Source organism: Lysobacter sp. Root690 (assembly GCF_001427785.1).
GTDB lineage: Bacteria > Pseudomonadota > Gammaproteobacteria > Xanthomonadales > Xanthomonadaceae > Lysobacter.
Genome location: NZ_LMHM01000012.1, coordinates 833,657 through 848,624, shown reverse-complemented (window position 1 = coordinate 848,624; position 14,968 = coordinate 833,657). Strand labels below are relative to the sequence as shown.

Here is a 14,968-nt window from a genome sequence, read left to right as displayed (position 1 = left end):
TTCGAACGGCATCGAGCGCGCGTGGCGATGCCCGCGCGCGATCGGACGATCCACCGCAGCGGCCCGAGCGATGCCGCGCGGATGCAAGCCACAAAACCGCCGCGCGACCCGACCTGCATCGCGCCACGCAGCACGGCGCATCGGGCTTTTGCCCACTTTGACAAAGGGGGCAGCATTCGCGCAGCGAATGCGGGGGATTTGCTTTTGCTTTTGATCTTGCCGCGACAGATCACGCCCGCAAAAAACCGCTATCTCCACTATTTTTCAGCCAGCACAACCGCAACGGCCGAAGCCCCACGCTTCAATCCACGTGAATCGATGCGATGATCCCCCGGCCGGCCGCAACGCCGGCCACCGACACCGCACGAGACGCACGCCATGGCCGGCCCACCCTCGCTTCCACCAGAATCGCCCGTACCAGAGCCGCTTTCACAACAGCCGCCGCAACCCGCGCCCTTGCCCGCGGCGCGATCGGACTGGCGCGTGTTCTGGTACTCGCTGGCGGTCTACCCGATCGCCGCGGCGCTGTGGCTGCTGTGGATCACCCTGACCTACGGCACCGCCGAGGCCGAAGTCTTCGATTACGTCGATGCGGTCCTGGTCAGCCTCGCCGTGGCCGCGGCGCTGCCGGTGCCGGTGCTGATCTGGGGCGCGTACATGCGCAAACCGCTGCAAGCGCTGGCCGGCCTGGCATTCGGCGCGATCGCGGCGGTGATCGCGTTGCCGCTCAGCATGGAATTGGTCGGCAGCCGCCGCTACGGCCAGTTCGAACACGACAAGGCCCAGTTCGCCGCATTCGAACAGACCGTGCGCGGCGGCGATCGCGCGCGCATCCGCGCGCAGCTGCGCGCGTTGCCGGGCGGCTTCAGCGCGCCGCGCGCGCTGTGCGGGCTCGGCGGCGGCGCCACCTACACCTTCGAACGCTGGCTGTGGTTCAACGATCACGCCTACGGCGAAGCGCTGCCGAGCAAGGATCTGCACACCGCGGCGACCGCGGTGGTCGAAGGCGACTGGCCGCGCGCGGAGAAACAGGCCGCGTTGCTGACCGTGCTGCGCTACCTGCTCGATCGCGAGGAAACCGCGCGGTTTCCGGCGTGGGCGCGGCTGTGGCGAGCGACCCTGGAGCAGCCCGATGCGCCGGGCGCGATGCTGACCGCCCCGGATTTCGAAGGCGATTACGGCGGCTGTGATCTCGGCGACCCGGCCGGTCCGGTGTTCCGGCGCTGGCACGACGAGGGCTTGCGCATGTGGATGCAGGCCGGCTTCGTTTTCGCCGACGATCAGCATCGTCCGGCGCTGCGCGCGGTGCGTTCCAAGGCCATGCTCGACGCCTTATTCGCCGCCGATCCGACCTTCGCGAAGTTGCTCGGCGACGAGCATTACCTCGGCCAGGAAGCGCTGTCGGCGCAGGTCGACGAGCTGTCCGCACGGCTGGATCGCAGCGAACATCCGGGCGAATTGGCCGATCTGGTCGAAGCATTGGCGAAGGCCAGCGTCGATCCGACCCGTTCGGTATCCGGCGTATCGCCGTGCCGGCGCTTCGACCAGACCGAGGCGCAGCGCGACACGATCAAGGACGCGCCGCAACGCCGCGCGGCCGCCGAGCGCATCCGCACCGCGTTGTGTCCGGCCGGTTCGAAGCGTTCGATCGCGCCGGCCAGGCAACCCGAAGCCAAGGCCGAATCGGCCGCGACGCCAGGCGACGCAACGCAGCCGGCACCAACACAGCCCGCACCGCAGCCATGAATCAGACCACTCCGCCCGCCGCCACGCCGCTGTTGAAACTCACCGGCAAGCAAGTCTTCGCGCTGTGCCTGATCGTCGTCGCGATCGGCAGTTGGGTCGTGCTCGAACTGCTCGCCGACGCCGACTACCCCGCCGGCCAGCAGCGTTTCATGAGCGTGCTGTGCATCGCCGGCAGCGCGTTCACGGCCCTGGTGACCGGCGTGTTGGCGCGAAGCATCGGCGCGGCGCTGCTGGGCTGGGCGCTCGGGCTACTGCTCGGCGTCGCCAGCCACGCCCTCGTCGTGCAGATGCAGGCGCAGTCGGCGCAGGAGCTGCAAACCGCGCGACGCGATGCGATCGAGCATCTGCTGCGCGACGCCGCGGCCAAGCGCGAACCGGCCGCGCTCGGCGCGAGCATGAAGAACCTGCCGTTGTCGCTGCCCGGCGTGTTCTGCGTGTTGGCCGATCTCGACCGCAGCGAGGCCGCCCAGGCCTACGCGCCGGCCGAACCGGTATCGACCGACACGCTGATGCACCTGGGCGCCAGCATGGCCGCGGCCGGCGATCGCGCCGCGACCTTGGCGCAGCGACAACTGGCGCTGCGCTATCTGCTGTCGGTGCTGATCGATCGCAACGAACCCGCGCGCCTGCCGCAATGGTTGGAGCTGTGGCGGCGCAACCAGCCCGGCGGTCGCGCCGACGCGGTCGAACTGGTAGACAACGTAGGCTGGGATTCGCCTGAAAACTGCCCGAACAACACCGGCGCCGACGAACTGGGCGACGTGTTCCGCGCCTGGGGCATCGACGGCCTGCGCAGCTGGCGCCAGGCCGGCTTCCGCTTCACCGCCCGGCAGCAATACCAGTTGCTCGAATATGTGGTCGATGCACAGTCGCTGGACCAGCTCGTCGCCGCCGGCATCGACGTCAACGCCTCGCCCTACCCCGGCGCCGGGCCAGTGGCGCAGAACGCGTTGCTGTGGCACGCCGAACAACTCGGACAGCGTCTGGCCGCGGCCGAACCGGATATGGCGTTCGCCATGGACCTCGACCTGATCGCCGCATTCGTGCGCCATGGCGCGGACCTGCGCTCGCGCGACGAGCACGGCCGCGACGCCTGCGCGCTGTTGAAGGAAGGCCTGACGTCCGCGCCCGAGCGCGTGCCCGTGCACCCGCAGTTCGCGCAGGCGCAGGCGCTGCTGTGCCGCGCGCCGGCCAATGCGTCTATCAAGCCGCCGGCCAAAACGCCCGGCGCGTCCCCGCCATGACGGCGCTTCGCCGGCTACACTCACGCCCATGAAAATCGTCAGCTGGAACGTCAACTCCCTCAACGTGCGCCTGCCGCACCTGGAACAGTGGCTGGCCGGGTTCGCGCCGGACATCGTCGCGCTGCAGGAAACCAAGCTCGAGGACCCGCGCTTTCCCGATACCGCGCTGAGCGCGGCCGGTTATCGTAGCGTGTTCGCCGGGCAGAAGACCTATAACGGCGTGGCCATCGTCTCGCGCGAAAATGCGCAGGACGTGCAGATCGGCATCCCCGGGTTCGAGGACGAACAAAAGCGCGTGATCGCCGCCACCGTCGGCGGCGTGCGCATCGTCAACCTGTACGTGGTCAACGGCCAGGACGTGGGCACCGACAAATACGCCTACAAGCTGCGCTGGCTGGACGCGGTGCATGCGTGGATCGAACAGGAGATCCGCCAGTACCCGGACCTGATCGTGCTCGGCGATTTCAACATCGCCCCGGAAGCGCGCGATACCCACGACCCGGCGGTGTGGAACGAAAACCACATCCTGACCTCGACCGCCGAACGCGACGCCTTGCAGCGCTTGCTGTCGCTGGGGCTGCACGACGCTTATCGATTGCACCACCAGGAAGAGGGCCAGTTCTCGTGGTGGGATTACCGCCAGGCCGGCTTCCGCCGCAACCTGGGCCTGCGCATCGACCTGACCCTGATTTCCGAATCCCTGCGTGGCCGCTGCGTGGCCGCCGGCATCGACCGCGAACCGCGCACTTGGGATCGGCCGAGCGATCATGCGCCGGCTTGGGTGGAGTTGGCGGGGTAATACGCGCGGCGTGTTGATGCCGTTCAACTCGGACTGGATTCGGTAGCCGCGGCCTGAATATTTTGTCTTTGCTCGTCATTCCCGCGAAGGCGGGAATCCAGTGCCTTTCGTGCGAGAACGCTTGAAGTCGCTGGATTCCCGCTTTCGCGGGAATGACGACCTGGAGAGATGACGCTGAAGTCTCTGGATGTTCGGCTTCGCCGAAGTAAAGCGGAGCCCGCCTTCGCGGGAATGACGTTCTGGAGACATGACGCTGAAGTCTCTGGATGTTCGGCTTCGCCGAAGTAAAGCGGAGCCCGCTTTCGCGGGAATGACGGTCTGGAGAGGTGACGCTGAAGCCTCTGGATGTTCGGCTTCGCCGAAGTAAAGCGGAGCCCGCCTTCGCGGGAATGACGATCTGGTGAGATGTCGCTGAAGTCTCTGGATGTTCGGCTTCGCCGAAGTACCGCAGAGCCCGCCTTCGCGGGAATAACATCCATGAAGAATTTCGCGATCCCAGAAACGTAAAAGGCCCGGCAATCGCCGGGCCTTTTACGTTCACTCGTTCAACAACGCAAACCGTTGGAGCGCTTGGTGCGCTCAGCGCACCCGACCGCGACGGAACAGGTTCACGATCGCCAGCAGCACTACCGCGCCGACCAGCGACAGCACCAGGCCGCCGAGGTTGAAGGCGCCGCTGTTGATGGTTCCCGCGCCGATGCCGAGCACGCCGCCGAGCCAACCGCCCAGGAACGCGCCGACGATGCCGACGATGATGTTGAGGAACACGCCCTGCTGACCATCGGTCCTCATGATCATGCTGGCGATCCAACCGATGACGCCGCCTACGACCAGCCAAATGATGATACCGAGCATGTGCGTCCTCCTGGCAATTCGATGATGTCGAAACGTCGCGCGGCTAAGCGCGTCGTCTTGCCCTGACAGGGCGAGCGCAGTCTGGATCGCGCTGCGTGACGACAGCGTAAGAAAAACCCCGGATTGCAGGATGAATCAGTCACGATCCGCCGCCGTACGCGCGACGCATGCGCGGCGCACGCACAACGTGCTCACACAACGCGTGACCAGGCGTTCGCTTCTTGGATGCACGGGTTTTGCGTTGGCGACGACGCCGTGAAGAGACGATGCCGTGAAGAAACCGTCGCGCGAAATCCGCCGCGGCGCTTTACTCGACGGTTGAGTCGGCGGCGTGCAGCATCGCTTCGAGCGCATGCCGCGGTAGCTTGCCGGTCTCGTTGCGCGGCAATGCGCTCACCCGACGCAACGGCCGCGGCAGAAACACCGGATCGATGCTCTGGCGCAGCGCATGGACGATCTGCGGCTCGCTCAGCGTCGGCGCGACCACCAACGCGGCGATGCGGCGCACGCCGAACGCATCGGCGGCATCGAGCTGGAACACCACGCCGTCGACGACGCCATCGATCGCCAGCAGCTTGCGGGTCAGATCGCCGAGCGAGGCGCGCTTGCCGGCGATTTCCAGCAGATCCGCGCTGCGTCCGCGCAGCACGAAACGGCCGTCGGCCTCGACTTCCATCAGATCGGCCAGCACCACCGGTTCGGGCAGATGCGGCGCGTGGATCGCAGTGCCGTCGGGTTGCGGGCATACGCGCACGCCCGGCAACGGCGTCCACGCGCTTTCGCGCGCGGTGCGGCGGCGCGCGAACACGCAGGTTTCGGTGGAACCGAACACTTCGCGCACTTCGCAGCGATAACGCGCTTCGGCGGCTTGCGCGAGTTCGGCCGGCAACGGCGCGGTCGCCGAGACGATGCCGGCCAACGCCGGCAGTTCGATCCCGGATTCGACCAGCGCGCGCAGATGCACCGGCGTGGTCACCAACAGCGGCGGCGTCGGCGCATCGCTCAAGGCGCGCGCGACATCGCCGGGGAAAAACGGGCGCTGCGCGTGGACCGCGACCGGTCCGAGCAAGGGCAGCAGCACCGACATCTCCATGCCGTACATATGCTGCGGCGGCACGGTCGCGACCAGGAAGGTGACCTCATCGGCGCGCAGCAGATCGCCGAGCGCGGTCAGGTTCTGCGCGGTGCTGGTGCGGAACGCCTGCCAGGTCTTCGGGTTCGGCTTGGGCTGGCCGGTGCTGCCGGAGGTGAAGCCGATCGCCAACAGCGCCCGCGCATCGACCTGCAAGAGTTCGCCGTCGAGTTCGGCCAAGCTGGACGGCAATTGCAGATAACGCGGCGGCGCCGGGTCCAGCGCTTCGTCGCCGATGCAGTAACTGTCGGCGTAGCGCGCCAGCACGTCCTCGACCACCGCCGGCGCGCGCGAGGACGGCAACAGATTGGTCTGACCGCGCAAGGCCACCGCGCACAGCGCGACCAGGAAGCGATAACGGTTTTCGCACAGGTTCACCGCGTGCTGCGCCTGCGGCAGCGTGGCCGCCAGCGCGCGCACTTCACGTTCGAAACGGGCCCGCTCGACGATGCCGTCGGCGCCGAACGCGAGCGCGCGATGCGAAGCGCCGGCCACGAGGGCGAAGACGTCGGCCTCGGACGAGGCAAGATCCTGGCTGAGCGCGTTCTGGCTCGGATCGAAAACCGCTGACATCAAGTGTTTGTCCCGCGGCTATGGCCGCTTGTCGTGTACGCAACTTGCTCCGGTCCAGCTGAATCGCACGCTGACGGCCGATGGCCGCCCGAGCCTGCGCGATGCCCACGCCGCCGCGCCCCCGCGCTGCGTTCGTGGCCTGATCGCGTATCAACCAACCCGCCCCAAGGGTTTAGCTTACGCTGAGCGGCCCGGCGCCCGCCAAGAATCGCTCGTTCATGTCCCTGTCCGGCCGTTCACCTTTCCCCATCGATGCGATCCACCAATCCGACGATGGCGCGGTGCGCTGGACCGGCCTGGCGCATGCGCACGGGCAGCCGGCCGAACCCGAAGCCCGGCGCTGGCTGGCCGCGCAGCTGCGCGATCCGGACCTGTCGCTGTGGCGCGACGAACGTCAGCGCCCGCACCTGAGCCCGCCGCACCAGGACTACGACTGCAACTGGAGCCACAGCGGCGAACGCCTGCTGGTCGCGCTGGCGCCGCGGGCGCGGGTCGGGGTCGATCTGGAGCGATTGCAGCGCCGGCCGCGCGCGATCCAGATCGCGCGGCGCTATTTCACCGACGCAGAAACCGCGTGGCTGGCGACCCACCCCGACCTGGACCGCGCCTTCTTGCGTCTGTGGTGCGCCAAGGAAGCGGTGCTCAAGGCGCATGGCCACGGGCTGTCGTTCGGCCTGGAAAAACTGCGTTTCGCCGAACACGACGGTGCCCTGCGCCTGATCGAATGCGACCCGGCCCTGGGCGAACCGGCGCAGTGGCGGCTGAGCGAAATCGCGCCCGAGCCCGGTTACCTGGGCGCCCTCGCGTGGCGTCCCCACACGTCTTAGCGCAACGTCGATGCGCCCCTGTAGGAGCGGCGTCCTACTGGATTTCCTTCGGTCACAAGCCGCGACCGCGAACCCGCAACTACCGCGCAAACCCGGGACGACGGCGACACTCGCAATCGAAAAACACCCGCGCGCCACGCCGCTCCACACCCGCCATCGCTCTCGCCCCCAGCGAATCGCCCTTACGCGATCAGCGATAATCCCCGCATGACCGCTCCTATCCCCCTGCCGCCCGCACTACGCGCCGACCTCGAATCCGGCCTGACCGCGCTCGCGCTCGACCCGGCCCTGGCCGCGCCGCTGCTGGACTACCTGGCCCTGCTCGCGCGCTGGAACCGCACCTACAACCTCACCGCCGTGCGCGACCCGCACGAGATGGTCGGCAAGCACCTGCTCGATTCGCTGGCCATGCACCGCTACGTCGACAGCCTGGCCCAACGCGGCGGCGCGCTGGCCGACCTGGGCACCGGCGCCGGCCTGCCGGGCATTCCGCTGTCGATCGTCAAACCCGGCCTGCGCGTGACCCTGGTCGAGAGCAACGGCAAGAAGGCCCGCTTCATGCGCGAAGCACTGCGCCAGCTCGGGTTGAAGGACGCGCGGGTGGCCGAATCGCGGATCGAAGCGTTCGCCGAGCCCGGCGCCTATGACGCCATCACCGCGCGCGCGCTGGCGACCTTGCCGCTGATCCTCGAACTCGGCGGCCACCTGCTCAAGCCCGGCGGGGTGCTGCTGGCGATGAAAGGCCAGCGCCCGGACGAGGAAATCGCCGCGCTGCCGGACGGCTGGGAAGTGCGCGCGGTCGAAGCGCTGCAGGTGCCCGGGCTGGTCGGCGAGCGCCACATGGTGACCGTGGGCCGCCGCGGCGAAGGCTGATCGGGGCGTTCGCGCCGGGCGAGTACCATACGGCGACCCGTCCGAGCGTCTGTCGCCGGGCGTCTTGACGGCCCACCGCCTCCTGCGCAAGCGCGGGGCAGCCGGCGCGGGCATAATCCCCAGTCCGGCCGGCGCCAGGCGCCGTCCGCTTTCTTTCGTCATCACACCGAACAGCAGGGGACGAGCCGCATGGCCCGCATCATCGCCGTCGCCAACCAAAAGGGCGGGGTCGGCAAGACCACCACCGCGGTCAATCTGGCCGCCGCGCTCGCACGTACGCCCAAGAAGGTGCTGCTCGTCGACCTGGACCCGCAGGGCAACGCGACCATGGGCAGCGGCATCGACAAGCGCCAGCTGGAGAATTCGGTGTGCGACGTGCTGCTCGGCGAAGCCGACGCGGCCGCGACGATCGTGCGCACGCAGGAGGATTTCGACCTGCTGCCCGGCAACATCGACCTGACCGCGGCCGAAATCAGCCTGATGAACCAGGACGAGCGCGAGCAGCGGCTCAAGCGCGCGCTGGCGCCGCTGCGCGGCAGCTACGACTACATCCTGATCGACTGCCCGCCGGCGCTGTCGCTGCTGACCTTGAACGCGCTGACCGCGGCCGACTCGATCATCGTGCCGATGCAGTGCGAGTACTACGCCCTGGAAGGCCTGAGCGCGCTGGTCGACACGATCGAGGCGCTCAAGGCCAATCTGAATCCGTCACTGGAAATCGAAGGCGTGCTGCGCACCATGTTCGACGTGCGCAACAACCTCGCCAACGCCGTGTCGGCCGACCTGACCACCCACTTCGGCGACCGCGTGTTCCGCACCATCGTGCCGCGCAACGTGCGCCTGGCCGAAGCGCCGAGCTACGGCCAGAGCATCGTCGGTTACGACAAGGCCAGCCGCGGCGGCATCGCCTACATGGGCCTGGCCGGCGAAGTGCTGCGCCGCCAGCGCGAACGCGACCAGGCCGCCAAGGCCGGCGCGCGCCCCGCCAGCGCGGAGACCGCGGCATGAGCAATCCCGCCAAGAAGCGCGGCCTGGGCCGCGGCCTGGAAGCCCTGCTTGGCCCGAAGGCCGCCGCCGAGGCGCCGGCCCTGGTCGAGGCCCAGCCCGGCGACCTGCTGCGCAACCTGCCGGTCGATTCGCTGAGCGCGGGCAAGTACCAGCCGCGCAAGCACTGGGACGAAGCCAAGCTGGCCGAGCTGGCCGAGTCGATCAAGGCCCAGGGCGTGATCCAGCCCATCGTGGTGCGCGAGATCGGCGAACGCGGCGGCAAGACCTACGAAATCATCGCCGGCGAACGCCGCTGGCGCGCCTCGCGCCTGGCCGGGCTGAGCACGATCCCCGTGGTGATCCGCGAAGTCGACGACCGCACCGTGGTCGCGATGGCGCTGATCGAGAACATCCAGCGCGAAGACCTCAACCCGCTGGAAGAAGCGCAGGCGCTCAGCCGCCTGATCGACGAATTCGACCTGACCCACGCCCAGGCCGCCGAAGCGGTCGGCCGTTCGCGCGCGGCGGTGTCCAACCTGCTGCGCCTGCTGGAACTGCCGGCCGAGATCCGGGTGCTGGTGGAAACCCGCGCGCTGGAAATGGGCCATGCGCGCGCGCTGCTGACCCTGGCGCCGCAGGCCGCGATCGCGGTCGCGCGCCAGGCCGCCGAGGCGGGCTGGTCGGTGCGCGAAGTCGAGCACCGGGTACAGCAACTGGCCGCCGGCAAGATCCCGGTCGCCGGCAAGCCCAAGCCGGTCAAGGCCAAGCCGCAGGCCGACATCGCCACGCTTGAGCGCGAGCTGTCCGAATCGCTGAACACCAAGGTCAACGTGCTGCACGGCCGCGCCGGCAAGGGCCGGCTGGTGATCCATTACAGCGACCTGGATTCGCTCGAAGGCGTGCTGGAAAAACTGCGCGGCAAAGCGGTCGACTGAGTCCGCTCGAGGCTTCGATGCGGCCGGGACCAGCGCGTCGCGGCCGAAGCCCCACACCATCGTGATCTTGCGCGGCGACCATGTGCCTGCCCGTCGCTGGCACTCTCGGCGGTCATTCGCGGGCGCGGCTCTAACCGTGAGGCGCTCTGATCGGCCGTTCTCGCCGCGAGTCCAGAGCACCGGCTCGACTGATCCGCACTAGCCTGTCCTCGCCCGCCCTGCGCGGGTCGCCCGGAGCCGTCCTGTGACGTCCCGCCCGGGTGCTTGGGGATAATCCACTAAACTGACGCATTCGATCTCGTTAATGACGCCTGCCGGACTTGCTCCGGCCGGGCGCGAAACGTTGTCGCCGCAAACGATCCACACCACCGATAAGGAGATTGCACATGAAATGGTTGGCCGCCGCCGCATTGATGCTGGCACCGGTTATGGCTTTGGCGCAGACCGGGTCCTGCCCGGAACTGAAGAATCCGGAGTTGAAGTGGAGCCAGCGCCAGGGCGCGAACTACACGATCTGCTACCTGGAGCTGCCGTCCAGCCTGGGCTCGGGCAGCGGGTTCGGGGTCTACCTGGGCAATCGCACCTTCAAGCCGAACAAGAAGGCGCGCGCCGAGAAGGGCACCGTCGGCAGCCAGCAGGTGCAGTGGTTCAAGAAGCAGACCGTCAACAACGCGCGCCCCTACTCGCGCGAAGCGCTGGTCAACCTGCCGGGCGACAAGCCCAAGAGCAAGCTCCGGATCTACACCTGGATCGACGCGGCCACCGCCGAGCAGTTGGACGAGGCCTTCGGCCTGGCACGCCAGGTCGCGGTGCAGTAAGTCGGTACGCAGTAAACCGGCATGCAGTAAACCGGCATGCAGTAAATCGGTCGAGCGGCGACGGGCGCACCATGCGGGCCGTCGCCGCGGCCCGCCGAGTCGCACCAGCCCGGCCGGCGGATAGGGAAATCCCCGAATAATCAAAGCCCTGCTGCCGAGCGTCGTGCTGGAAGCGGCGCCTTCGCCGCCGCTTCCGCCGATGTGTCCCGGCGAGGTGAGCCATCGCCCGCCGCTGCCGGAACCGTCGTACCCGTCGGTTCCGGACACCCTGATCGATGTCCCGCGGCAGCCCGGGCCGGATGATCCGCTGTAGCGCCAGCCCGTCGCCGAGGGCGCCATCGACGGCCGCCCGGCGCGTTGGTTCCAGACCCGCGACGACGGCGCGTAGGCCCGCGAAACCCTGTTCTCGCCGCGATCCGCGCGCTACCCGTGGACCGTGCATCTGCGGATCGATGCAGCCAATGCAAACGAACTGAGCGACACTTTGCGCATCGTCAGCCAACTTCCCCTCGAATGACCCTGCTAGTCACCGGCGCGGCCGGCTTCATCGGCGCCAACGTCTGCCGCGCCCTACGCGCGCAGGGTCGCGACGTCGTCGGCCTCGACAACTACAACGATTACTACGATCCCCAGCTCAAGCGCGATCGCGTGCAGGCGCTGTGCGCGGACGTCGACATCCGCGCGCTCGACCTGGGCGATCGCGACGGCCTGGCCGCGCTGTTCGACGAATTCGCCTTCGAACGGGTCGTCCACCTGGCCGCGCAGGCCGGCGTGCGCTATTCGCTGAGCAACCCGCATGCCTACGTCGACAGCAACCTGGTCGGCTTCGTCAACCTGCTCGAACTGTGCCGCCATCGCGGCGTGCAGCACCTGGCCTACGCCAGTTCCTCGTCGGTGTACGGCGACTCGGCCAAGCCGCCGTTCTCGGAAGACCAGCGCATCGACCAGCCGCGCTCGCTGTACGCGGCGACCAAGGCCGCCAACGAGCTGATGGCGCACACCTACGCGCACCTGTACGGCCTGCGTTCGACCGGCCTGCGCTTCTTCACCGTCTACGGCCCCTGGGGCCGGCCGGACATGGCGCCGCTGCTGTTCTCGCGCGCGGTGCTCGCCGGCCGCCCGATCGAAGTGTTCAACCACGGCAGGATGCGCCGCGACTTCACCTACATCGACGACATCGTCGCCGGGGTGATCGGCGCGCTGGACCATCCGCCCGAGCAGGACCCGCCGCACCGGGTGTTCAACCTGGGCAACCACACCCCGGTCGAACTGGAACGCTTCATCCAGGTCATCGCCGACGCCGCCGGCCGCCCGGCCGAAAAGATCTACAAGCCGATGCAGCCCGGCGACATGATCGAAACCATGGCCGACACCTCGCGCGCCCGGGCCGCGTTCGGATTCGAGCCGGCGACCGCGATCGAACTGGGCCTGCCGCGGGTGGTCGCTTGGTGCCGCGACTATTTCGGCGACGATGCCTGACATTCACTGCCATTACAGCGAAGTATCCCGATCCTGATCCCGCCCGAACCCGCCCGTCGAGGCCATCGCGTGCCGTCGGGCACCGCCAAGCCACGATGTCGGCGAGCACGCGGCGACCGCCGCCGATGTCCGCGTTTTCATGATCGCCGGCCGAATGCCGGAGCCCCGGCCGTTCACGTCAGCGCGGCCGGGGCTTAAGCTGCCGGTGTTTTTCGCCGACGACGGCCCATCCTCGCCGGCGAACCTGACGTCCACTGCCCCGGGTCCGCCACGCCGGCATCCATCACTCCACGCCGACCACGCCCCGGGCTGAAATACCCGCACCCTCGCGAATCCCATCGATGACCCAATCCCCACACCTCTCCGTCGTCGTGCCTGTGTTCAACGAACAGGACAACGTCGCGCCGCTGATCCAGGAAATCGTCACCGCGCTGCGCGGGGTGACCGATTTCGAGATCGTCTACGTGGACGACCATTCGCGCGATGGCACCCTGGCGGCACTCGAAGCGCTCAAGGCCGGCGTGCCCGAGCTGCGCGTGCTGCACCACGTGACCCAGAGCGGCCAGAGCACCGCGGTGCGCAACGGGGTCAAGGCCGCGCGTGGCGCCTGGATCGCGACCCTCGACGGCGACGGCCAGAACGACCCGGCCGACATCCCCAAGCTGCTGGCCAAGCGCGCCGAATCCGCCAGCGACGTGCGCCTGTTCGCCGGCTGGCGGGTCAACCGCCAGGACTCGGGCAGCAAGCGCTGGGCGTCGAAATGGGCCAATGCGATCCGCCGCCGCATGCTGCGCGACGACACCCCCGACACCGGCTGCGGCATCAAGTTGTTCGAACGCGCCGCGTTCCTGGAACTGCCGTATTTCAATCACATGCACCGCTACCTGCCGGCGCTGATGCAGCGCGCCGGCTGGAAAACCCTGAGCGTGCCGGTGAATCACCGCCAGCGCAGCACCGGTGTGTCCAAGTACAACAACCTCAACCGGGCCCTGGTGGGCATCAGCGATTTGCGCGGGGTGGCCTGGCTGATCCGTCGCGGCAAGCTGACCCAGATCGTCGAACGCTGAGGTCGTCGCCATGGACTTCATGAATTCGCCGATCGAATGGCTGACCTGGACCGGTCTGCACATGTCGCCGTGGAAGCTGATCGGCCTGGTCGGCGCGCTGATGTTCGGCGGCCGCTGGCTGGTCCAGTTCGTCGCCAGCAAGCGCCAGGGCAAGCCGGTGATCCCGCGCGCGTTCTGGTACATGAGCCTGGTCGGCAGCGTCATGACCCTGAGCTACTTCGTGTTCTCGCAAAAGCAGGACTCGGTCGGGGTGATCCAGAACCTGTTCCCAGCCTTCACCGCCGCCTACAGCCTGTACCTGGACATCAAGCACCGCGGCTGGCACCGCGACCGCGCCAGTCACTGAGGCGTGGGCCGGCCGGGTCAGTCGATGATCTCGCAGCCCCGCGGCATCTGGATCCAGCCCGAGCGCCTGCCGTCGTAGACCGATACCCCCGGCGGCGGAAAATCCGGATCGGCGAAGGCGCCGACCGCGACGGTGACGAACGCTTCCAACCCCTCGGCCCGCCAGTAGACGGTCGACGCGCAGACCGGGCAGAAGCCGAACCGGGCCGAACTGCCGCTGTCGCCTCGTCGCACGTATTCGCGCGACTCGCCCTCGATGGTCACCGCTTCGCGCGGAAACCGCGCTTGCCAGCCGAACGCGCTGCCGGTACGGCGTCGGCAGGCCAGGCAGTGACAGACCGAGACACGCACCGGCTCGCCTTCGCAGATCAGGCTTAACTGGCCACAGTCGCAAGATGCGGCGCGACGGCTCATGCGGGTCTCCTTGCTGAGGCGGGGCGTGGATGCGGGATGGGATAAGGCGCTTGCGGCCCGGCCCGGGAGAGTATCGCGCCTTGGCCGCCGCCCCTCGCGATCGTGATCGCCAAGTGCTTGTTCCGGCTTGAATTTACCGGCATAATTCGCGGCTCGCTGCGTCCGGCTGCCCTTAGGGGCATCACCGGGCGGCCCCGGAAGCGCGATTCCGGACCGCCACGTGCGGCGTGAATTCCTTACCTGTATCGCGCGGTGCCCGGCTTCGAAAGAGCGCGGTGCCGGGGCCGCCGCCTCCCTGGCCAAGGGAAGCAAGACTCCTCTCGAGGTGCGTAATGTCCCGCGTATGCCAAGTAACGGGCAAGCGAACGACGACTGGCAACAACGTCTCGCATGCCATGAACAAGACCCGCCGCCGTTTCATGCCCAACCTGCACGAGCGCCGCTTCTGGGTCGCCAGTGAGAACCGTTGGGTGAAGCTGCGTGTTTCCGCCAATGCCCTGCGCACCATCGACAAGAACGGTATCGATTCCGTCCTCGCCGAACTCCGCGCACGCGGCGAAAAGATCTGAGGAGGATCGAACCATGGCTTCCAAGCGCGACAAGATCCGCCTGATCTCGACGGCGAACACCGGTCACTTCTACACGACCGACAAGAACAAGAAGAACACCCCGGCGAAGATGGAGGTCAAGAAGTACGACCCCGTCGTCCGCAAGCACGTGATCTACAAGGAAGGCAAGATCAAGTGATGCAATGGCGCGTTCGCGCATAGCGCAAACGCCTTTGCCATTGCTTCATCCCCGCGAAAGCGGGGATCCAGAGCCTTCAAAAGCGAACCCGCCTACATGGCGGGTTTTCTTTTGCGCGAGGTTTTTA

General features: G+C 67.8%; 17 protein-coding genes. 14 read left to right on the top strand and 3 right to left on the bottom strand.

Annotated elements, in window-relative coordinates:
- The first annotated feature begins 21 nt into the window (after nucleotides 1-21).
- From ASD86_RS26685 to xth, 4 genes are all read left to right on the top strand, one after another.
- Complete coding sequence (locus ASD86_RS26685; protein WP_157476514.1) at nucleotides 22-327, top strand: hypothetical protein; 306 nt, start codon at nucleotides 22-24, stop codon at nucleotides 325-327.
- Nucleotides 328-483: 156 nt separating this feature from the next.
- Nucleotides 484-1,746, top strand: a complete 1,263-nt coding sequence (locus tag ASD86_RS11510) for a hypothetical protein (protein ID WP_157476512.1) — start codon at nucleotides 484-486, stop codon at nucleotides 1,744-1,746.
- Complete coding sequence (locus ASD86_RS11505) at nucleotides 1,743-2,990, top strand: hypothetical protein (protein ID WP_056110454.1); 1,248 nt, start codon at nucleotides 1,743-1,745, stop codon at nucleotides 2,988-2,990. The genes ASD86_RS11510 and ASD86_RS11505 overlap by 4 nt, the downstream gene beginning before the upstream one ends.
- Before the next feature lie 28 nt (nucleotides 2,991-3,018).
- Nucleotides 3,019-3,789, top strand: a complete 771-nt coding sequence (gene xth, locus ASD86_RS11500; RefSeq protein ID WP_056110452.1) for an exodeoxyribonuclease III — start codon at nucleotides 3,019-3,021, stop codon at nucleotides 3,787-3,789.
- Between the two features lie 579 nt (nucleotides 3,790-4,368).
- On the opposite strand, the gene ASD86_RS11495 is transcribed toward xth, so the two are convergent.
- Together ASD86_RS11495 and ASD86_RS11490 are read right to left on the bottom strand one after the other, a co-directional pair.
- Nucleotides 4,369-4,644 carry a GlsB/YeaQ/YmgE family stress response membrane protein gene (locus tag ASD86_RS11495; protein ID WP_056110450.1) on the bottom strand — a complete coding sequence of 92 codons (276 nt, stop codon included), beginning with the start codon at nucleotides 4,642-4,644 and terminating at the stop codon, nucleotides 4,369-4,371.
- Nucleotides 4,645-4,951: 307 nt separating this feature from the next.
- Nucleotides 4,952-6,349 (bottom strand): AMP-binding protein, encoded by a 1,398-nt coding sequence (locus ASD86_RS11490; RefSeq protein WP_082578272.1) that lies wholly within the window; start codon nucleotides 6,347-6,349, stop codon nucleotides 4,952-4,954.
- 218 nt (nucleotides 6,350-6,567) lie between these two features.
- On the opposite strand from ASD86_RS11490, the gene ASD86_RS11485 reads away from it, so the two are divergent.
- The 8 genes from ASD86_RS11485 to ASD86_RS11450 all read left to right on the top strand — a co-directional run bounded on the left by ASD86_RS11485 (nucleotide 6,568) and on the right by ASD86_RS11450 (nucleotide 13,681).
- Nucleotides 6,568-7,176, top strand: coding sequence for a 4'-phosphopantetheinyl transferase superfamily protein (locus ASD86_RS11485; RefSeq protein ID WP_082578271.1), 609 nt, complete (start codon nucleotides 6,568-6,570; stop codon nucleotides 7,174-7,176).
- Between the two features lie 207 nt (nucleotides 7,177-7,383).
- Complete coding sequence (rsmG, locus tag ASD86_RS11480) at nucleotides 7,384-8,049, top strand: 16S rRNA (guanine(527)-N(7))-methyltransferase RsmG (protein ID WP_056110448.1); 666 nt, start codon at nucleotides 7,384-7,386, stop codon at nucleotides 8,047-8,049.
- Nucleotides 8,050-8,238: 189 nt separating this feature from the next.
- A complete protein-coding gene (locus ASD86_RS11475; protein ID WP_036107979.1) occupies nucleotides 8,239-9,057 on the top strand; it encodes an AAA family ATPase in 819 nt (272 codons plus the stop codon).
- A complete protein-coding gene (locus ASD86_RS11470; RefSeq protein ID WP_056110446.1) occupies nucleotides 9,054-9,971 on the top strand; it encodes a ParB/RepB/Spo0J family partition protein in 918 nt (305 codons plus the stop codon). Before ASD86_RS11475 ends, ASD86_RS11470 begins: the two co-directional genes overlap by 4 nt.
- A 386-nt stretch (nucleotides 9,972-10,357) precedes the next feature.
- Nucleotides 10,358-10,789 (top strand): hypothetical protein, encoded by a 432-nt coding sequence (locus ASD86_RS11465; protein ID WP_056110445.1) that lies wholly within the window; start codon nucleotides 10,358-10,360, stop codon nucleotides 10,787-10,789.
- Between the two features lie 513 nt (nucleotides 10,790-11,302).
- Nucleotides 11,303-12,268, top strand: coding sequence for an NAD-dependent epimerase/dehydratase family protein (locus ASD86_RS11460; protein ID WP_056110443.1), 966 nt, complete (start codon nucleotides 11,303-11,305; stop codon nucleotides 12,266-12,268).
- Nucleotides 12,269-12,609: 341 nt separating this feature from the next.
- A complete protein-coding gene (locus tag ASD86_RS11455) occupies nucleotides 12,610-13,335 on the top strand; it encodes a glycosyltransferase family 2 protein (protein ID WP_056110441.1) in 726 nt (241 codons plus the stop codon).
- 10 nt (nucleotides 13,336-13,345) lie between these two features.
- Nucleotides 13,346-13,681, top strand: a complete 336-nt coding sequence (locus ASD86_RS11450; protein WP_056110440.1) for a lipid-A-disaccharide synthase N-terminal domain-containing protein — start codon at nucleotides 13,346-13,348, stop codon at nucleotides 13,679-13,681.
- A gap of 17 nt (nucleotides 13,682-13,698) precedes the next feature.
- On the opposite strand, the gene ASD86_RS11445 is transcribed toward ASD86_RS11450, so the two are convergent.
- Nucleotides 13,699-14,094 (bottom strand): GFA family protein, encoded by a 396-nt coding sequence (locus tag ASD86_RS11445; RefSeq protein ID WP_056110438.1) that lies wholly within the window; start codon nucleotides 14,092-14,094, stop codon nucleotides 13,699-13,701.
- Nucleotides 14,095-14,426: 332 nt separating this feature from the next.
- Here ASD86_RS11445 and rpmB point away from each other — a divergent pair, with 332 nt between their 5' ends.
- On the top strand, nucleotides 14,427-14,663 hold the full coding sequence (rpmB, locus tag ASD86_RS11440) for a 50S ribosomal protein L28 (RefSeq protein WP_036107951.1): 237 nt from the start codon (nucleotides 14,427-14,429) through the stop codon (nucleotides 14,661-14,663).
- 13 nt (nucleotides 14,664-14,676) lie between these two features.
- A complete protein-coding gene (gene rpmG, locus ASD86_RS11435; RefSeq protein WP_031370656.1) occupies nucleotides 14,677-14,841 on the top strand; it encodes a 50S ribosomal protein L33 in 165 nt (54 codons plus the stop codon).
- Nucleotides 14,842-14,968: the final 127 nt, after the last annotated feature.